At 46.0% G+C, this 20,155-nt stretch carries 15 protein-coding genes and 2 rRNA genes (1 of these 17 cut by a window edge); 10 read left to right on the top strand and 7 right to left on the bottom strand.

What is annotated here, in order from left to right:
* The 7 genes from ACKU35_RS07820 to ACKU35_RS07850 form a co-directional block, all read left to right on the top strand.
* Nucleotides 1–2,227: ribosomal RNA gene (locus ACKU35_RS07820) — 23S ribosomal RNA — on the top strand; it begins 709 nt to the left of the window's first position.
* 84 nt (nt 2,228–2,311) lie between these two features.
* Nucleotides 2,312–2,426: ribosomal RNA gene (gene rrf / locus ACKU35_RS07825) — 5S ribosomal RNA — on the top strand.
* Between the two features lie 400 nt (nt 2,427–2,826).
* A complete protein-coding gene (locus ACKU35_RS07830; protein WP_319764735.1) occupies nt 2,827–4,470 on the top strand; it encodes a glycosyltransferase in 1,644 nt (547 codons plus the stop codon).
* Nucleotides 4,471–4,518: 48 nt separating this feature from the next.
* Nucleotides 4,519–4,863, top strand: a complete 345-nt coding sequence (locus ACKU35_RS07835) for an Hpt domain-containing protein (RefSeq protein ID WP_319764737.1) — start codon at nt 4,519–4,521, stop codon at nt 4,861–4,863.
* 182 nt (nt 4,864–5,045) lie between these two features.
* Nucleotides 5,046–7,049 carry a methyl-accepting chemotaxis protein gene (locus ACKU35_RS07840; protein WP_319764739.1) on the top strand — a complete coding sequence of 668 codons (2,004 nt, stop codon included), beginning with the start codon at nt 5,046–5,048 and terminating at the stop codon, nt 7,047–7,049.
* 94 nt (nt 7,050–7,143) lie between these two features.
* Nucleotides 7,144–7,692, top strand: coding sequence for a chemotaxis protein CheW (locus ACKU35_RS07845; RefSeq protein WP_319764741.1), 549 nt, complete (start codon nt 7,144–7,146; stop codon nt 7,690–7,692).
* A gap of 169 nt (nt 7,693–7,861) precedes the next feature.
* Entirely contained in the window at nt 7,862–9,823 is a 1,962-nt protein-coding gene (locus tag ACKU35_RS07850) for a response regulator (protein ID WP_319764743.1), read from the top strand.
* 33 nt (nt 9,824–9,856) lie between these two features.
* Here ACKU35_RS07850 and ACKU35_RS07855 read toward each other — a convergent pair whose 3' ends face one another.
* From ACKU35_RS07855 to ACKU35_RS07865, 3 genes are read right to left on the bottom strand one after another with little or no spacing between them, the layout of a single operon-like run.
* Nucleotides 9,857–10,468, bottom strand: coding sequence for a MarC family protein (locus ACKU35_RS07855; RefSeq protein ID WP_319764745.1), 612 nt, complete (start codon nt 10,466–10,468; stop codon nt 9,857–9,859).
* A gap of 2 nt (nt 10,469–10,470) precedes the next feature.
* Complete coding sequence (locus ACKU35_RS07860; protein ID WP_319764747.1) at nt 10,471–11,124, bottom strand: L-fuculose-phosphate aldolase; 654 nt, start codon at nt 11,122–11,124, stop codon at nt 10,471–10,473.
* A 19-nt stretch (nt 11,125–11,143) separates the two neighbouring features.
* Complete coding sequence (locus ACKU35_RS07865; RefSeq protein WP_319764749.1) at nt 11,144–12,379, bottom strand: M48 family metallopeptidase; 1,236 nt, start codon at nt 12,377–12,379, stop codon at nt 11,144–11,146.
* 261 nt (nt 12,380–12,640) lie between these two features.
* On the opposite strand from ACKU35_RS07865, the gene ACKU35_RS07870 reads away from it, so the two are divergent.
* Complete coding sequence (locus ACKU35_RS07870) at nt 12,641–13,636, top strand: hypothetical protein (RefSeq protein WP_319764751.1); 996 nt, start codon at nt 12,641–12,643, stop codon at nt 13,634–13,636.
* Between the two features lie 98 nt (nt 13,637–13,734).
* On the opposite strand, the gene groL is transcribed toward ACKU35_RS07870, so the two are convergent.
* From groL to ACKU35_RS07885, 3 genes are all read right to left on the bottom strand, one after another.
* Nucleotides 13,735–15,408, bottom strand: coding sequence for a chaperonin GroEL (gene groL / locus ACKU35_RS07875; protein ID WP_319764753.1), 1,674 nt, complete (start codon nt 15,406–15,408; stop codon nt 13,735–13,737).
* A gap of 77 nt (nt 15,409–15,485) precedes the next feature.
* Complete coding sequence (gene groES, locus ACKU35_RS07880) at nt 15,486–15,773, bottom strand: co-chaperone GroES (RefSeq protein ID WP_319764755.1); 288 nt, start codon at nt 15,771–15,773, stop codon at nt 15,486–15,488.
* Between the two features lie 181 nt (nt 15,774–15,954).
* Nucleotides 15,955–16,599, bottom strand: a complete 645-nt coding sequence (locus ACKU35_RS07885; RefSeq protein ID WP_319764757.1) for a S24 family peptidase — start codon at nt 16,597–16,599, stop codon at nt 15,955–15,957.
* Nucleotides 16,600–16,810: 211 nt separating this feature from the next.
* Here ACKU35_RS07885 and ACKU35_RS07890 point away from each other — a divergent pair, with 211 nt between their 5' ends.
* A complete protein-coding gene (locus tag ACKU35_RS07890) occupies nt 16,811–17,122 on the top strand; it encodes a helix-turn-helix domain-containing protein (protein ID WP_319764759.1) in 312 nt (103 codons plus the stop codon).
* 87 nt (nt 17,123–17,209) lie between these two features.
* Nucleotides 17,210–19,546: a diguanylate cyclase gene (locus ACKU35_RS07895; protein WP_319764760.1), complete on the top strand. Its 2,337-nt coding sequence runs from the start codon at nt 17,210–17,212 to the stop codon at nt 19,544–19,546.
* 58 nt (nt 19,547–19,604) lie between these two features.
* On the opposite strand, the gene ACKU35_RS07900 is transcribed toward ACKU35_RS07895, so the two are convergent.
* Entirely contained in the window at nt 19,605–20,063 is a 459-nt protein-coding gene (locus tag ACKU35_RS07900) for a chemotaxis protein CheX (protein ID WP_319764762.1), read from the bottom strand.
* Nucleotides 20,064–20,155: the final 92 nt, after the last annotated feature.

Raw genomic sequence — 20,155 nt, forward strand, 5'->3', positions numbered from 1 at the left:
ACCCGAAACCAGGTGATCTATCCATGGGCAGGCTGAAGCTTGAGTAAAATCAAGTGGAGGGCCGAACCGTTGTAAGTTGAAAATTACTCGGATGACCTGTGGATAGGGGTGAAAGGCCAATCAAACTTGGTGATAGCTGGTTCTCTCCGAAATATATTGAGGTATAGCCTCAGGAGTTTTCTTGCGGAGGTAGAGCACTGACAAGGCTAGGGGTCCCACCAGATTACCAAACCTTATCAAACTCCGAATGCCGTAAGATATATCCTGGGAGTCAGACTGCGGGTGCGAAGGTCCGTAGTCGAAAGGGAAACAGCCCAGACCGTCAGCTAAGGTCCCCAAATCCATACTCAGTGGAAAAGGTGGTGGAGTTGTATAGACAGCCAGGAGGTTGGCTTAGAAGCAGCCATCCTTTAAAGAAAGCGTAATAGCTCACTGGTCTAACGATTCTGCGCCGAAAATGTAACGGGGCTAAGTATGGTACCGAAGCTACGGGATGCGACTAGTTCGCATCGGTAGGAGAGCGTTCTCAGATGGGATGAAGGTGAATCGGAAGGTTTGCTGGACTAATGAGAAGTGATTATGCTGGCATGAGTAACGATAAAACAAGTGAGAAACTTGTTCGCCGTAAGACTAAGGTTTCCTGGGTAAAGCTAATCTTCCCAGGGTTAGTCGGTCCCTAAGGCGAGGCCGAAAGGCGTAGTCGATGGAAAACGGGTTAATATTCCCGTACCAGCAAATGTGTGCGATGGAGGGACGCAGTAGGATAGCTCAGCCGGCTGTTGGATATGCCGGTGTAAGCACGTAGGCTTGAGTCATAGGCAAATCCGTGACTCTTTAAGGCCGAGATGCGATGCCGTAACTTTACGTTTGAAGTGAGTGATTCCAGACTGCCTAGAAAATCTTCTAAGTTTAGCATTTGTTGACCGTACCGCAAACCAACACAGGTAGTCGGGTCGAGTAGACCAAGGCGCTTGAGAGAACTCTGGTTAAGGAACTCGGCAAAATGATCCCGTAAGTTAGCGAGAAGGGATGCTCCAGACGGTGAAGTTATTTACTTTCCGAGCTGTTTGGAGCCGCAGAGAATCGGGGGGGGCGACTGTTTACTAAAAACATAGGTCTCTGCTAAGTCGTAAGACGATGTATAGGGACTGACGCCTGCCCGGTGCTGGAAGGTTAAAAGGAGGTGTTAGACTTCGGTCGAAGCTCCGAATTGAAGCCCCAGTAAACGGCGGCCGTAACTATAACGGTCCTAAGGTAGCGAAATTCCTTGTCGGGTAAGTTCCGACCTGCACGAATGGCGTAACGATCTCCCCACTGTCTCAACCAGAGACTCAGTGAAATTGAATTACCGGTGAAAATGCCGGTTACCCGCGGTAAGACGGAAAGACCCTGTGCACCTTTACTATAGCTTGACATTGGGTTTAGGACTATCATGTGTAGGATAGGTGGGAGGCTTTGAAGCCGGCACGCTAGTGTCGGTGGAGCCAACCTTGAAATACCACCCTTGATAGTTTTGAATTCTAATCCAACGCCGTTATCCGGCTTGGAGACAGTGTCTGGTGGGTAGTTTGACTGGGGCGGTCGCCTCCCAAAAAGTAACGGAGGCTTGCAAAGGTTCCCTCAGGCTGATTGGAAACCAGCCGTTGAGTGCAAAGGCATAAGGGAGCTTGACTGTAAGAGAGACATCTCGAGCAGGAACGAAAGTTGGTCTTAGTGATCCGGTGGTCCCGCATGGAAGGGCCATCGCTCATAGGATAAAAGGTACGCCGGGGATAACAGGCTGATCGCGCCCAAGAGTTCACATCGACGGCGCGGTTTGGCACCTCGATGTCGGCTCATCACATCCTGGGGCTGAAGCAGGTCCCAAGGGTTCGGCTGTTCGCCGATTAAAGTGGTACGCGAGCTGGGTTTAAAACGTCGTGAGACAGTTTGGTCCCTATCTACCGTGGGCGTAGGATAATTGAAGAGGGTCTGTCCCTAGTACGAGAGGACCGGGGTGGACGAACCTATGGTGTTCCTGTTGTCACGCCAGTGGCATTGCAGGGTAGCTAAGTTCGGAAGGGATAACCGCTGAAAGCATCTAAGCGGGAAGCCTGCCTCAAGATAAGTTATCCCTATGCTTTAGCATCTAAAGATTCCAGGTAGACCACCTGGTTGATAGGCCGGAGGTGTAAGTGTGGCAACACATTCAGCTGACCGGTACTAATAAATCGTGCGACTTATTTTTCTTCTCTTCCCTTAACTTTAACTAAGTTAAGGTAATTCTTCTCTATTAAAACCATATATTTTGCTCATCGAAGCAAGCAAATTTGCTTGCGACCACTGAGGAGAGGTCACACCCGACCCCATTCCGAACTCGGAAGTTAAGCTCTCCATCGCCGATGATACTGCTAGGTAGCTAGTGGGAAAGTAGGTCGTCGCAAGCTTTTATTTCAAAGCCCCCTTGTTAACTCAAGGGGGCTTTTTTGCGTCTAATGATTAAAGGGAAAAGATACAAATCCTACCGCCGCATAGTTGAGCTGTCGCTTGTGGGACCTATTCTTTGAAATAGGCTCCGTTGACTACATCTTCTGTGCTGGGGATGACGATTTTTTTAATCATGAAAATATTGATTAATGTGTAAGATAAACACTTTTTAGCCTCAGCTCACATATGTTGTTTTGGCTATTGTTTGATGTTTAATTCAGTGTTTATGTTAATAATATAAGAATTAATATTTCATTGCGCACACTTTTAGTTATTATATTTATTTTCATTCTGGTGCTTTGCTCTGTCAGTGCATAATTTTGATTTTCATTTTGATTACGATTAGCGTATGTAAATTAAATGAATGAGCTGTTACTGATAAATTGTAGTTCAAATCTTGTACAAGCATTTCTGGATTTGGGATGTATTGTTGAGAGTCTCCATGTTCGGGACAGGGAAATTAATGTACCAGCGAAACTTGCAGAGTTGGAATTTGATCCAGATGTAATTATTCAGCAGGAATCTTTGGGCAGAAGAGTTCTCCTGCGCGGACTACATGAGTTGGATTGCATTAAAGTTTTCTGGTCAATAGATACCCATATGAATCTTTATTGGCATGGACACTATGGGGACTTATTTGATTGTGTCCTTACTACCCAGAAAAAATATGTTCCTAAATTAAAAAATATTTGTGGAGCGGTAGTGAAATGGGTGCCGTGGATGGCAAATACTCCTGCTGTGACAGGACGTTTCGAAGTTTTACCGCATACCCGCCGTGAATTTGATATGACCTTCGTGGGGAGAGTTACCGACCAGAGGCGTTCACGGGGCTGGTTTATCAATTTTTTGAAATTAAACTATAAGGTAAACTTAGTCGAAGGACTTACTTACCCCGAGATGATGGATATTTACGGTAAAACTTGCATTGTACCGAATGAAGCTCTTTTTGGAGAAGTCAATTTTCGTCTTTTTGAAGCTGCCGCTTGTGGATGTGCAGTTGTCACGCCTAATGTAAGTGATGAACTTGAAGAATTATTCGAGGTTGGCAGGGAAATAGAAGTTTACAACGATGCTCTGGAGTTGAAGGAAAATCTTGACCGCCTGTGGCAAAAACCGGCACTTTCAGGTGCAATGGGACTTGCAGCTTATGAGCGTGTTTTAAAAGATCATTTACCGCGATCTAGAGCCGAATCCATCTTGAGAATTGTAAAAGATATCAATAAACACCGTGTCGGTGCGGGGAGAGCAGAGCTTAAGCTTTGTCTGAGTGAATTTTTACTTGGTGAGGGTGGTGATCCTCATGTTAACTGGGATGTTCTTCTGAAAAGACTTTTGTCTCTCGTCAAAAGTGAGGAACGGGATGCTGCTCTGCTTAGAATTTTTGCCCGTTCAGAAGAAAAATATTTATTCATGGAAATGGTTCGGCCGTATCTTGAAAACAGATTATGTAGTACTGATTGTTATTTTAATATGACTGCATCTCTCTGTGCTCTCAAGCTAGACATGTGGGAAGTTGCAAAGCATTTTTGGTATGCATATAGGATCGATGACAGCCACGAATCTATTGCAAAACCGGAAGATAATGTTCATTTACTTTTGCTTTGGGGTGATTCGGCACTTAAATGCGGTATAGATATCCGACCCGGTGTCGCTTTTGATGAAATTAAAGGAATTCCTTCGTGTGCTTCGGATTGTTACTTTGCAGCTTTGCATCTTAATCCTTCCGATAATGATATTTATAGACGTCTTGACTCATTATTTCGCGGAGTAACAGGGGCAGAGCCAAATCGGCTGGGATTTTTGTCACATCTTTCATTGCATTTTCCTGATGACTGGCGTGTCAGTGCTGAAGTGGGGATAACCAGCCTTAAGGTTTTTCGGCTGCAGGAGGGCTTAACCGAATTGGCCAATGCCCGTGAGTCTGCAGTCCGGGCAGGGAAGGAACGTTTTTTTAAACGTAAAATGGAGATGGAAGTCCCTTCTTATCTTAATTATTTAAATTAGGTTACATCTTTGTGATAGGTCAATGCTTTAATCATGCGGAGGACGAATATGTCTGATGTCGTTTTCAATGAGCAGGCGTTTTATAGTCATCTCGGGGGAGATTCGGAACTCGGCAACGAGATTCTTAGCGTGTACATAGTTGATGCCCCTGCACGACTGAAAGGCTTGAAGAGCGCTCTTGCAGATGAAAAAGGGGACATGATCATTAAATATGCCCACGCCTTAAAAGGTATTTCTGCGACCATCAGGGCCGAATCGACAGCTTCTGTGTCCGAGCAGATTGAATTATCTGCCCGCAGTGGAGACCTTGAAACAGTAAGAAAACTTATGCCGCAGTTGGATTCTGAGTTGGAAAAGGTTCTCAAAGTTATCGGAGAACTTTTTAATAGCTGAGAAAAATTTATTTAAATTTTACGTAATTATTGCAGGATTGTTACTAAGAGCAACTTGTTTTGTTTCAACAATTCTTTGGTTTAGATTAAATATTCTACTTTCAGTTTTTTTGAAGGCTGAAAGACCGGTTAATTGTAAATGAGTAATGTGCAAATTAGTCCAGACTAACAGGAGAACATAAGATGTTCAAAAATTTGAAAATAGGGTGGAAGATCGGCGGAGGTTTTTTGGTGGTGCTGATGCTGACTGCTGTTGTAGGTGCAGTGGGTTGGTTAGGTCTTTCAAAGGTAGCGAATGAATCCACTAAGACCGAAGTCGTGAGTAATGCTCTTACTGATATGTATAATTCCAGACTGATGGTACTTTACTATACTTTACGCGGTGCTGATGAGTACAAGTCTAAATTTCTAAGCCACATTAATGAAATTAACAATAATCTATCCTCAAATAAAGCGGTCTTTTCAGGCAAAGGCCTTGAAGATGTGAATTCTATCGCTGATGGAGCCGCAGAATATAATAAAAGATTCACTACATATATAAAATGTGAAGAGGATAAAAATAAGGCCATCAGCAACTGCGTAGTTGCTGCCGGGGAATTGAATGCAGCAGTAACCGCCATTGCCGGCCATGTGCGTGATGCCATGGGAACGGCTATCAGCAGCTCTGCTATCGGTCAGGATAAGGAAAGTGTTTTTGCTGCATATACGCTTATTTCAGATTTGGAAAAAGAATTCCTAACTACACGTTTTACATTCTCAAACTATCTTCGCACTGGAAATAAGAAATACATAAACGAGATCCGTTCAATTTTGAATTCGGTGATTGATCAGTGCGAGGATCTTCGTCGCAATAGCTGGATAGAAAATAAATCCGGACTCGATGTGGCTGGGCTTGAAAGATCCGCTCGGAAATATCTTAAAGGATTTGAGCTTATAGTTGAAAAAACAGTTGCTCAAGATAAGGAACTTGCGGTGATGGCCAAGGTGGGAGTGGAGGCTCTGGATATTAGCCAGAATCTGCTGAAGGAACAGCAGCTGTCGGCTGAGAGTGTGATAAGTTCTTCTTTTACCGTTATTCTGATAGGTCTGGCTTTGGCGCTTTTGTTCGGGGCGGTGATTTCAGTCACGGTAACCAAAATTATTACTACTCCTATCCGCAAGGGAGTTTCGTTTGCAGAGAATATGGCACAGGGAGACTTCACCCAGACTCTCGAAATCAACCAGCGTGATGAAATCGGCATACTGGCAGCGGCGCTAAATGATATGGTCGGCAGACTTTCTTCTGTTGTCGCCGAGGTAGGTGCCTCATCGGAAAATGTAGCTTCCGGCAGTGAGGAACTTTCAGCTACGGCAGAAAGCCTTTCACAGGCCTCTACTGAACAGGCTGCAAATGTGGAAGAGGTTTCTTCTTCCATGGAAGAAATGACAGCAAATATCAGGCAGAATGCTGAGAACGCACATCAGACTGAACAGATTGCCCTTCAATCTTCGCAGCAGGCTGATGAAGGCGGGCAGGCGGTAATCAAGGCTGTCGATGCCATGAAAAATATTGCGGAAAAGATCTCCATTATTGAAGAAATTGCCCGCCAGACCAATCTTCTTGCTCTCAATGCCGCGATTGAGGCAGCCCGGGCCGGAGAACATGGTAAAGGATTTGCCGTTGTAGCTGCCGAAGTCCGTAAACTTGCCGAACGAAGCGGTGCTGCGGCAGGGGAGATAGGGGACCTTTCTTCCAGTACGGTTAATGTAGCGGAACGTGCAGGGGAAATGCTTAACCAGCTTGTCCCGGACATTAAAAGAACTGCCGAGCTGGTGCAGGAAATTGCCGCCGGCAGCAGCGAACAGCTTTCAGGTGCTGAACAGATTAATAAGGCTGTGCAGCAGCTGGATCATGTCACCCAGCAGAATGCCTCCGCTTCTGAGGAAATGGCATCAACTTCTGAAGAGCTTTCAAGCCAGGCAGAGCAGTTACAGCACGTTATGAGTTTTTTCAGGGTTAGCAATAATTCTGCTCCCAGAGTTAAGGCTCTGCCTACACCAAGACGAACAGTAAAATCTGAACCTGCATCTAAGGTTTCCGCGTCGGTTGCACCGGTCAGGGAAGTCCGCACCGGTGCAACCGGATCCGGAGGCGTGTCACTCGATATGGGAAACGAGTTTTCTGACAGCGATTTTGAAAAATTCTGATAAGCACTGGTTGTTTTAGCCCGCTTGATATATAGTTCAAAATATCAGGCTGTTTTATGTTTAAAAGGGATGATTAAATTGAGGCAGGTGTAAAATGAGTGCTGAGATAAATAGTACGACCAATCAATATCTGACTTTTACTTTGAATAAGGATATTTACGCGCTGGATATTGCCAGTGTGCGGGAAGTGCTGGAACTTACTCCTATAACCAGAATCCCCAGAACACCTAAGTTCATGCGTGGGGTTATCAACCTTAGAGGGCATGCGGTTCCTGTCGTTGATATGCGGCTTAAGTTCGGTATGAGCAGGACGGAAGATACAATTAATACCTGCATCATCATCGTCGAAGTCTCGTTTGACGGAGAGAGTACGGTTATGGGCGCTTTGGCCGATTCGGTCAGGGAAGTAATCGAGCTCACCGAAAATATGATTGAAGAGCCCCCCAGAATGGGCACTACGATTAAGACCGAGTTTATCCGTGGTATGGGAAAACAGGATGAAGACTTTGTTATTATTCTTGATATTAACAAAATTCTGTCCGTAGAAGAATTAGCCATGCTTAGAGGTGTGCATAACGACTCTTCGGCTTCAGAAGCTGTCCCCGAGGTTTCTCCTGATCAGGGAATGACCTTAAGTTTATAGATATTAAGCAGATTTGTAATGTCATTGCCCGTTTTCCTCCATGGAAAACGGGCTTTTTTTGATGCTCGGTTGTGGTGTCTAAAAAATATTAGTAACGTGCTGTCTGACTATTTCATGATGATGTTTTAAGGTATATATTTTGCCATATTTTGGAGGCTTGGAAAGACTGATGTCCATGAAGATCAAGTTTATGATCATGCTGTTTTTTATCGGGGTGGTCGTTGCGCTTAGTGCCGCAGCATTTGCCGGTGATAAATGGCTGCCTGTACTCTCCGTATCCAGCGGCGGACTTTTGCTGCTTGGGTATGCCGCATGGGAATTGCGGAAAGATATTTCGAATGAACGAGCTTACCGTGAAAGACAGCTTTATTCCGTTGTGGGCAATAGCGGCGCTGCATTTTATTTAACTGACGTGCAGGGTAAACTCATTTTCGCTGATGAGACCTGTCGCAGTCTGGACGAGAAAATTTCCGGAATTTCGTCTGAGGCTATTCTGCCGAATTTGCTTCCATTTTTGGCTGTTGAGGGGGAATTCAATGCCCTGCGGGATAAGCTCCGTTCCAGCGGCGGAGTTCTTCATTTTGAAACGAAACATAAAAGCTCTCATGGTAAAATTTTAGCTCTCAAATATACTTTGCAGGAAATTTATACTTCTGAGGAAAAACTCTGCGCTTTTGCCGGAACTGTGTGTGATATATCACCAATGCGGGAGACACAACGTACTCTGGCTAGGGAAAAACGCTATCTTGAAACAGTTCTCAACGGAGCCGATGAGGCTTTGTTTGTCATTGATTTTGATGGAAATTTTATAAGAACAAATCAGATATTGGCTGATTTTGCGGGCACCGGGTCTCCTGAACTGTGTGAGGGAGGTAATTTACGTAATTATCTTGCCCCGCATGTTTCTGAAAGGGTGATGAGAGAAATCCATATGATGATTGCGAACGGTATGGACCGTTTTATAGAGATTCCTGCAATTAATTCCGTGGGTGAGCAATTGCAGCTTGGTGTGCGGGGGCATCTTTGCTGTGATGAAGAAGGCAGGCCCGAGGCTATAGTAGGGTTTGCGAGCAGAGTGGATGAAAAGGAAATGTGTTCTGGAGCGGATTGTGATGATCCGGATTTGGTACGGACTCTTTGCCATGAAATGCGAACTCCGCTGGCGGGAATTATCGGAAGTCTGCATGTAGTGGATAGTATGACTCTCGCTCCCGAGGTAAAGGAGTATGTAGGTAAATGCATCGTCTCCGCTGAGCGTTTCAAGGATGTTGTTAATATTTTTTTGAACGGACTTTCCGGTAAGTTTAATCATGAAGCAAAGGAAGTGCTGTCCCCTGCAACTACTTTTGAAAAGGCAGTTGAACTATTTTTACCGGTAGCTTCCATGCAGAACCGCCGGATTTTCTTTTCTGCCGGTCCGGCATTGCCTGATGTTTTTCTGTGCAGTCGTAAGGGGCTTTCGCAGGCACTTTTTTGCCTTATCAACAACGGTCTGGAAGCCTTTCCTGATTCGGATATTTTCGCCGGAGTCAAGGTTCATGCAAGCGAAGGTTCTGATCAGAGCATTTCATTTTATGTCAGCGGTGAAGGTTTCAGGGGCGATGACGGTAAGGATTTTTACCTGGAATGCCTTGAGAAGACTTCCGGGCTAATTGGTGCGGAACTTTATGTTGAAACAGGGACAATTACTGAGTTTGGATTTACATTGCAATCTGTCCAGAGCATGGAAAATTCCGCTGATGTGGGAGCTGATGTTTTGCGTATTTTACTGGCTGAAGACGATGTCAGCAGTCAGGTTTTTATGCGTAAAAAGCTCGAACGGTGGGGGCATCTGGTACGCACAGCCAGTACGGGATTAGATGTACTGAGTTATATGAAAGAAGATGAGTATGACCTAGTGCTGATGGATCTGCAAATGCCGAAAATGAACGGTTTTGACGCCATAGCGGCTATCCGCGAAAAAGAATCTCCGGAAGGCAGAATCCCTATCATTGTGATGAGTGCATACAGCCGGGAGACGGATTTTGAAAGGATGTCCGAGCTGTTCGTGGACGACTACATTGCAAAGCCGGTAAGCACTGACAAGCTGGAAAAAGCTATTGAACGTCTTACCTCGTTGAACAGGTTGTAGTTTTTATTGAAATATTCTTTTTTTAGATGTTTTTTAATGGTTTATAACGTTGCTGATATAGTATGCTATCCCGTCTTCGAGCATCTGCACGGACAGCAATATGAGAATTAATCCCATAAGCCTTTCACAGGCGCGCAGTCCTCTTTTTCCCAGTACTCGGGACATTGTCGGCCCGGTCATCATAATGACAAAGCTCATACCCCAGGCAATAAGCACCCCGGAAAGAACATTCAATCCGGCATCTCCCTTGGAGCCGTAAACCATGACCGCCGCCAGCAGGGAAGGCCCGGCAAAAAGCGGGACGGCAATAGGCACAATGAACGGATCTTTTTCCGTTTCATCGGTAGCGCTCTCCGGTTTTGGGAAAATCATTTTCATGGAGATGATGAACAGGATTACACCACCCGCGATTCTTAAAGTGGACTGGTGAATGTTGAGGGCTTTCAATAATCCCGTCCCCAGATACATAAACATGATGGTGATAGCCAAAGCGAAGAAAAGTTCACGAAGCAGGATTTTGCGCTGGCGTGACGGGGAGTATTCCTGAAGCATGGACAGACAGACCGGAAGGTTGCCCAAAGGGTCCATGATCAGAAATAGGGGAAAAGCGATTTCAAAAGCTTTACTGAGCTGCGTAAGTTCCATGATTAGTCCTTTCCGCCTGCCTGTCCGTAGGTTGAGAATTTATCGATAACTTTTTCCATTTCTTCATCAGGAACAATGACAGGCTTACCCACGGAAAGGGCCTGAATGTAGATTCTGGCTACCATTTCCAGTTCTTCTGCCGCATCAAATGCATTTCCAATGCTCCGGCCCACAGTAATCAACCCATGGTTTGCAAGTAATACAGCATTATAATTTTCAATGGTGCTGCTTACATTTTCAGCAAGCTCCGGGGAACCGAAGGTGGCGTAAGGGGCGAGAGGGACTTTTTTCCCGGCAAAGCCTACCAGATAATGTACGGCCGGCAGTTCCATATTCAGGCAGGCCACAGTTGTGGCGTAGACCGAGTGAGTATGCACCACCGCGTTTACGTCCTTACGTTTCTTATAAAGAACTGTGTGAAAACCGTACTCGCTTGATGGCTTGCACTTGGAGTCTATTACGTTCCCGTCCAGATCGATGACAACTATATCTTCCGGGGTGGAAAGACGGTAATCAAGACCGCTGGGGCTGATAGCCAGCAGGCCCTGCTCGCGGTCAAAGATACTCAGGTTCCCGCCGGTTCCGGTTGTTAACCCTGATTCAAGCATCTTCATTCCATATTCGACTACAAGTTCACGTTCTTTTTTGAGCAGCATGTGTAATGTCCTGTAGGGATTAAGCTAAATTACGCAGTGCATCAATTCTCTGCAGCACCGGGGGATGGCTGTATTCCAGCCAGACGTAAAATGGATGCGGAGTGAGATTGGAAAGGTTGCTTACCGATAACTTTTTAAGGGCATTGACCAGAGCTTCCGGGGTTCCGGTGGTTTCCGCAGCAAAAGCATCAGCTTCAAATTCATGCTTGCGGGAGCGGATATTGCTGAAGATGGAAAGCAGAATTGATACGGGGGTGTAGAGCAGGGCGAAAAAGATCAGGCCTGCATGTACGGAAATATTCTGCATGCCGAACGCATCGAAAAGTTCCTTATTGCCGAGAAAAAAAGACATAAGTAGAAATACTACTCCGGTATTGATGATGCTCATGATCATCATTTTACGGATATGGCCGAGCTTGCTGTGTCCAATTTCATGGGCCAGCACGGCAACTATTTCGTCAGCTGAAAGATTATTGATCAAGGTATCGAACAGGGCGATGCGTTTTTTCTTGCCGAATCCTGTGAAGTAGGCATTTGCCTTGGTAGAACGTTTTGACCCGTCAATCATGAATATACCGGAAAGCTCGAAACCGTTTTCGGCGGCGAAATGTTCGATTTTATTACGCAGTTCTCCTTCTTCAAGGGGGGTGAACTTATTGAAAAGCGGCAGTATCCATGTGGGAGCGATGTATTGGATCCCCAGAGTGATTACTACAGTAAATATCCAGCACCACAGCCAAGCAAGCGATCCGGCGGCATTGAAGAAAAGCAATACGCCGCTGAGAATTGCTCCGCCAATGATTCCGCCCAGCAGATACCCTTTAAATTTATCCAAGAAAAATGTTTTGAGGGTGGTTTTGTTAAAGCCGAATTTCTCTTCAATAATAAAAGTGCTGTAGAGAGAAAAAGGCAGAGAGACGATATCACTCAGCAGCGCCAGTCCTGCGAAGAAAATCAGTCCGGTCAAAATCGGGCCGTAGCCGAATCCATTCGCCCATATATCAACTGAATTAAATCCTCCGCAAAGGATGAACAGTATGGTAATAAGTGAAGTGATGGAGCTTGAAATGTTTTCAAATCCCATTCCTGTTTTGGCGTATTCCTGAGACTTGCGGTATTCGTCCGCATCGAAGGTGCCTTCGAATTCCGCCGGGAGTTCGGGTGAAAGGGCTTTGCGGTTAAGCTGACGGGAAAAAATGCCCAGCAGACATGCACCTGCAAGCGAAAATATGATAATTAGAAGATAGATATTCATTAAAGTATGCTTGTTGCTGATTGCTTGATTTGATTAAATATTTGAATCCGGGGACCATAGACGTGCTACGCGTATAACTACCCTTTCGGGCCGTGTGCCGTCAATGTGGGTGTTTGTCTCGGAGGATGAATTTAAATACAGCTATCGACTTGACAAGAAGCGGCGTAGAGTCAACACTTATTTATTAATACATTTCAGTTTTTATGATAGTGGACCATAGTCTAGCGATGTTTGATGTATGGTTCGAAGGGAGTTTTTTTAATGAGTTCGCCGAAAAGCATAAAAGAAAATATAGCTCGAGCAAAGGCGTACGGGCAGCGGAAGGATTATATGCGTTGTCTACATGCGCTGAGCCTCTCTCTTGATGAGTTGGCTTCAAGTCAGGTTTTCGGCCGGGAAAAATTTGAGATCGGAATCCTTATAGATGAAGTTATCCGACAGCTTTTAGCTATGGATGAGCTTAAACGGGTCCTCCCTAGAGGTATTAAGTACGTGAAAGGGCAGGAGAAGAAACTTGCCGTTCTGCTGCGAAAGATTCACGACACCATAAAGAATGCCCTTGAAAAAGCGGCTGTTGAAAAAGTTCGTAAGCAAAAAAATCAGATCGATAAGTATGTGCTTGCCGGTCAGAAATTTCTTGTTGATAAAGACGTTAAGGAAGCCAAAAAATATTTCCGTAAAATAACCGAAGCCTTTCCGGGAGAACGGGGGTTGTTGCAGGATGTTGGAGGCAGACTGGTCAAATCCGGTTTTCCGGCTGACGGTGTGGAATACCTTGAACGGGCAATTGAAGAGGCCCCTTCGGATAGCAGGCCTTATATCTCCCTGCTTTTAGCCTATGAAATGATGAATGAGCAGGATAAGGCTCTTGAAGTGATAAAGGATATTGTCCGTCGGTTCGGGGCTAACGAGAGCATTTTTGTCCGACAGGCCAAGCTCTTTCTGGCTAAACGAATGTACACAGAAGCTTATGACGCTTCAGCCGCTGCTTTGAAAGCCAATCCTCTTAACCGTGAGGCCAAAAAGATTTCCGATAAACTCGGTCCCAAGGTTTTCGGCCGTGGATACAAGCCCGGAGCTACTTCCAAAGAGCTTAAGAAAGCACAGTCTTCCGCGACGGGAGCTGCTGGTAAGAAGGAGAGTATTTCTCTTGATCTTGGAGGAGGTTCCGGTAATACCACGAAAGCAAAAGCACCCAAAAAGAAAGCACCGGCTAAAAAGACCGCAGATTCAAAGTCTATCAAGCTTGATTTTTAACAGTTGTTTATTTCTGTAAGAAATTAAAAATCCCCGGCAACCTTATGGCTGCCGGGGATTCGCTTATCTGGCTTATGGAGCCGGATGGTAAGGCTGGCTTAGTACATGCCGCCCATTCCACCCATGCCGCCCATTCCACCCATGCCGGGCATACCGCCGCCCATGCCGCCGGGCATGGCAGGCATGTCGGAAGCTTTTTCGGGCTTTTCAGCGATAGCGCATTCGGTGGTGAGCAGGAGACCTGCAACGGAAGCAGCATTCTGAATAGCGATACGGGTAACCTTTTTGGGGTCGATAACACCGGCCTTAATGAGGTCTTCGTATTCGCCGATAGCAGCGTTGAAGCCGTTACCGTTTTTAGATTCTTTTACTTTTTCAACAACGATGGAACCTTCGAGGCCAGCGTTGCCTGCGATCTGGCGAAGGGGCTCTTCGATGGCGCGACGGATAATGTCGATACCTGCGGATTCGTCATCGTCGGAAGCAGCAACGTCGTCCAGAGCAGCGATGCAGCGGATAAGTGCGGTTCCGCCACCGGGAACGATGCCTTCTTCGACAGCTGCGCGGGTAGCGTTGAGTGCATCTTCCACGCGTGCTTTCTTTTCTTTCATTTCGGTTTCAGTTGCAGCACCAACATTGATAACTGCTACGCCGCCAACGATCTTGGCGAGGCGTTCCTGAAGTTTTTCACGGTCGTAGTCGGAGGTGGAAAGGTCAATTTCGTTACGGATCTGGCCTACGCGTGCTTTGATTACATCGCCTTCGCCTGCGCCGTCTACGAGAGTGGTATTTTCCTTGTCGATTACAACACGTTTTGCGGAACCGAGGTGTTCAACGGAAACAGCTTCAAGGTTGAGGCCGATATCGTCGGAAACAACAGCGCCGCCGGTAAGAGCTGCGATGTCGGCGAGCATTGCCTTGCGGCGGTCACCGAAACCGGGAGCCTTGACGGCAACAACGTTGAGTGTGCCACGCAGTTTGTTGACAACGAGGGTAGCCAGTGCTTCGCCTTCGATGTCTTCAGCGATGATCACCAGAGGTTTGCTCATTTTAGCAACCTGCTCGAGAACGGGCAGAAGCTCTTTCATGTTGGTGACTTTCTTTTCGCTGATCAGGATCAGGGGCTCATCCATTTCGCAGATCATTTTTTCTGCGTTGGATACGAAATAAGGAGAGAGGTAACCGCGGTCGAACTGCATACCTTCAACTACGTCGAGAGTAGTATCGAGGCCTTTAGCTTCTTCAACGGTGATAACGCCTTCTTTGCCGACTTTGTTCATGGCTTCCGCAATGATGTTACCGATGGTTACATCATTGTTGGCGGAGATGGTTCCGACCTGAGCAATTTCTTTCTGGTCGCGTGTGGGTTTGGCAAGAGTTTCGAGGTGGTCGATGATTGCTTCAACAGCTTTATCGATACCGCGTTTGATAGCCATGGGGTTACGGCCTGCTGCAACGAGTTTTACACCTTCGGTGAAAACAGCCTGAGCAAGGATTGTAGCAGTTGTTGTACCGTCACCAGCGATGTCGGAGGTTTTGGAAGCAACTTCCTTAACCATCTGAGCACCCATGTTTTCGAACTTGTCTTCCAGTTCGATTTCCTTGGCTACGGAAACACCGTCTTTGGTGATAACCGGAGAACCGAAGGATTTATCCATAACTACGTTACGGCCTTTGGGTCCGAGGGTTACTTTTACTGCATTGGCAAGTTTATCCACGCCGATTTTCAGCTTTTCGCGAGCTTTGGCGTCAAAAAGAATCTGTTTAGCCATTTGGTGTTATCTCCTTAAATAAAGAAATTTATAGTTCAGCCGGTGAGGGCTGTTCATAACTTGTGAGTGAAATCAGACTATTCGACAACTGCAAGAATGTCGTCTTCGCGCATGATCAGGTGGTCTACACCTTCAATGCTGATTTCTGTTCCTGCGTATTTAGCGAAAAGGACAGCGTCGCCTTCTTTCACTCCCAGAGTGATTCTGGAACCATCGTCATCCAGCTTGCCGGGGCCGGCTGCAATGACTTCACCTTTAAGAGGTTTTTCTTTTGCAGAGTCGGGGATAATGATTCCGCCAACTGTTTTTTCTTCCACTTCAAGGCGTCTGACCAGAACACGGTCTGCTAACGGCTTAAGTTTCATCTGTTTTCCTCCAATATTTCAAAACTATTTTATGCTTTCAGGCATAAGGCCTGTTAACCGCTGTGGCATTTCATGAGATTTACAGGAAAAATACTGCCGCACGGATTGAATCAAAGTAAGTCATTATTAAAAACTGTCAACAGCGTTGCCGTATTTTTTTTGAAAATCATAAAAACAGGACTTACAGAAGGTCCTTGGCAACGAATACCACCCTGCCGATGGCAGCCCAATTATGCGATGGGTTATTGCTCTCAAGGATTATCGGTCCGGTGGAGGAATTTGTATTATCGGAAAGGAGCAGGATTCTGCCCGGTTCTCTGGCCACACGGCGGATAAGGATTTCTTCGTCAATACGCACCGCATATATACGTCCTTCAAAAAAATCTTTCTGGGATTCATCAATAAGAACATGATTTCCATCTTCGATGCGCGGTGCCATGGCATTCCCGGTTACCGTGAGCAGCTTCATGGAATCGGGGTCTCCTTTTTCCGCCATCCACATCGAGTTGAAACCCAGTAACTCTTTCTGCGCGGGGTCAACTGTCAGCTCTTCGCTATCGCGCTCGGCACGGGCAAGTGCTCGCGGTGGGCATATTATGTCCTCCCTGTCCGTATCCTTTCCACTTGGAAAAATTATTTTTGCGCCCAGTTCATCAAGAATTCTGGCAAGAACCTGAATATGTTTTCCCCGTTCCTGTTTAATGTAGCGGATTATCTGATTGGGTGCGACTCCGCATGCTTTAGCCATTTGAGTGGGATTTGCGTATCTGCGTCCCTGCCCGATCATATTTTCCAGTCCCTTAACGATATCATTGTAGAAGCCCATATTTCCTCCTTGGCAAATTCGACTACACACTTTTTTATTAATTGTCCCTTTTGACTTTATAAATTTTGGTACTTTTTATGAATTGGTATTATAAATTTACTTAATGGCTTGCAAACATATATATTTGGTAATAAAGGTTTCCCGTTGTTTGTTAAATGACAGGGAGTTAATTCTTCTTGTGTATAATTAGATGATAGACGGGAGATAGCAGATGGAGTCGAATGTAAATTCGGGGGGAGTTGGTTTTCCGGATTCGGAAGGTAAGCGTGCCATGTCAGCGGAGGGGTTGATCAAGGTGCTGGGACAGGAAGCAGCGGAGCGGTTGATGTTCTTTTGGGGCGGGATAAGGGTTTCCGTGCCAGATCTGGAAGAATTGCAGAAAGTAAAGTTGCGCGAACGTATACACAAGGCTTATGCTCAGGGTGCGACTCCTGCTCAGGTTGCGGAAAGGTTCGGAATTTCTGTCCGCACAGCCCAAAGGATTCGTAATTTTCCAATATCATTGAATGGAAGTTTAAAATAATGTACTTTGCTAAGTAATACTTTTTGGATCGGAGAAGTTTATTAAACCTATCGACACGTGTTGAATTGAATTATGGCCGGGAATTTTATGGAAACCAAAAGTTCTAGCAAAGTTATTAGATCTTTCATTAAAAGGTTCTCAATTGTGGCCTTGCTCATCCTCGGTTTTTCCTCGTGGGTGGTGCTTACCCAGCGCAGTCAGTATCTGGATATTGTTGAGACTCATGAAATTGATCTGGTAAAAAGTAATATTTTGACCTTTAACACATGGCTTGAAAACAGAGTGGAATATACGTCCATTCTTTCCGGTATGATCGGTGATGAACTGGAGCAGGCTGGTAAAACTTCTTCAAAATATGACAGGGTAGCGGATATCTTTTCTTTGTTCGGCTCCCGTTTTACCGGATGCGTTCAGCTTCGGTATCTTTCACCTCAGGGCAGGGAATTGGTCCGTATTAATATTTCAGACGGGCATCCGGAAAGAGTGGAGGAGCGCTATCTTCAGGATAAGAGTGGTCGGGATTATATCAAAGAAGCACAAAAAATTGGCGATGATGTCTTTATTTCAAGCTTCAACCTGAACATGGAGTACGGCAAAATCGTCGTTCCCCATGACCCGGTGATCAGGACGGTAAAGAAAATTTTTTCAAAGACTGGGGCTAATCTAGGTCTTTTGGTACTCAATTTTTCAGGTGATCGTCTGCTAAAAATCATGAATGAAACCGAGCATGAATCATTCGGTAATATCTATTTCCTAAATGACAGAGGTGGCTGGATTTTAGGGCCGGATGATACTTACAACTGGAAGTTTCTGCTGGCGAATGATCGGGGACGCATGGAGTCTGAATTTCCTGAAGAATGGGCCAGGATAAAGGGTCGTGACAAAGGTCAGTTCAATATGAACGGAGGTGTCTATACCTTTAGCTCCTTGACTGGCAATCAGTCGAATAATCGTCTGCGGGAGAGAGTTGTTTTTCAAGAAGGCTGGACTGTTATCTCATGTGTACCTGATGAAGAGCTTACTGTGCCGCGTCGTAATCTGCTGCTGATACTGGTGGTTTTCCTCTTCGGCATGGTCAGTTACCTGTTCTGGCGGCAGACTTCGACTATTGTTGCCAGCGAAGAGGTTCGTACGGCGCTTGAGGAAAGTGAAAAGCGTTTCATGGATGTAGCGGGTGCCGCCGGAGAATTTATATGGGAAACCGGTCCGGACGGAAGTTTTGTCTTCGTTACCGGCAGGGCTGAAGATGTGCTTGGCTATAGTGCCGAAGAATTGATAGGCCGATCCCCTTTTGATTTTGTAGACGAGGAATCTTCATGGGATGTGCGAAAGGAATTTCTGGATGCAGCCCAGTTCGGCCATAGTTTCAGGGGCCTGGTCTTCAAGTTTGTGAATCGTGACGGACGTAAAGTCTGGCTGGAATTCAACGGAGTCCCTCTTTTCGACAGCGAAGGTGCTGTTACCGGATTTCGGGGAGCCTCTTCCGATATCACCGCGCAGAAGAAAGCGGTGCAGGATTTACAGGATCGTGAGGACATGCTCCAGAGCATAAGCGATTCAGTGCAGGACGCTTTGGTCTTGATGGATGAAAACGGACTGGTTCATTTCTGGAATCCGGCTGCGGAGAATATCTTCGGCTTTAGTGCTGAAGAAATGCTTGGTGAAAGTCTGGAGTGCTGTTTCTATGCAGAAGATAATATTTCTCCGGAGCTGGTCAGTGAAAGCGGCAACTACATTGAAGGTCTGCTTTCAAATTACGGCTCGTTTACCGTGAACGTGCGCCGCAAGGGTGGCGAAATTTTCCCTGCCGAAGTGCTTCTTTCCCCTTTGCGCAAGGATGAGCAGTGGTGGGTTGTAGGAACTTTCCGGGATGTAACCGAGCGCAGGGAAGCAGAGGATAAGCTCCGCAAACTGGCAACCACGGATTCCCTTACCGGTTTGTACAACCGCCGTTTTTTCATGGAAAGCGCTGAAGAGGCGTTGGAGCGTTGCCGCCGGTACAGCCACAAGCTTTCCCTGATGATGGTTGATATTGATTTTTTCAAGACCGTGAATGATCTCCATGGTCATGATGCCGGCGATGATGTCCTGAGAGGGCTGGCTGAAGTCGGTTTGAAAATATTACGCAATATTGATGTGTTCGGCAGGATCGGCGGAGAAGAATTTTCCGTCCTGCTGCCTGATACAGGGCTTGAAGGAGCTAAGCAGGTAGCTGAAAGACTGCGAAGCGGAATTGAGACGACAGCTATGAAAACCCGTTCCGGTGCTCTGAAGATAACCGTGAGCATCGGTGTTGCCACCTATAATAAGAATACCGCAACCTTGGAGGATTTGCTTAAGGCCGCTGATGTTGGATTGTATGCAGCGAAAGAGGCCGGTCGTAATCAGGTCAAGGTGCAGTTGTCTCCCGACTCAGGTGGCTGATAATTTTTTTAAAAACATGTTGGTGCTCTGACATCTGTCTGCTACCGGAACGGTCCTATTAATCAAAAGAGAATTCGATGGTGAATTTGCCGTGATCGGTAGTAAAAGGTATACCCATAACCGGACCGTTGCTTACGTGGGCTATGGTGTGGTTGTCACCCATAATGACGGTGGGGGTGGAGCCTTGAAGTTTATAGCCCATTTCAGTGAGTCCCGCTCTGGCCTGACCCGAAACCATATTTGTTATTTCCCCTACGGCATCTTTGACATCCTGTATAATGTCCTGAATGTCATCACCCAGCATATTCTTTACGATCTGAACTGCGCAGGTCTTTTCAAAAGATATTGAAATACTGCCGTTTACAGAACCTGTAAATCCTACGATGCCTGTTACATCTCCGTTGGCGACATTACCTTTTTTTACAAATGGCTTACCTGCCTTAGGCGTAATCATGGCCATCATTGTAAGGATGTCCGAGGTGGCCTTTATAAAAGGTTTAGCCAGTTCAACGTTCATTAAAAGACTCCTTAAAAAAGTTGGCGTATATCATTTGTCCGGCAGGCCGAAATTTACTTAGCGAGTACTCTCGTTAATGAAATTCAGTCTGC

This window comes from Maridesulfovibrio sp., assembly GCF_963676065.1.
GTDB lineage: Bacteria > Desulfobacterota > Desulfovibrionia > Desulfovibrionales > Desulfovibrionaceae > Maridesulfovibrio.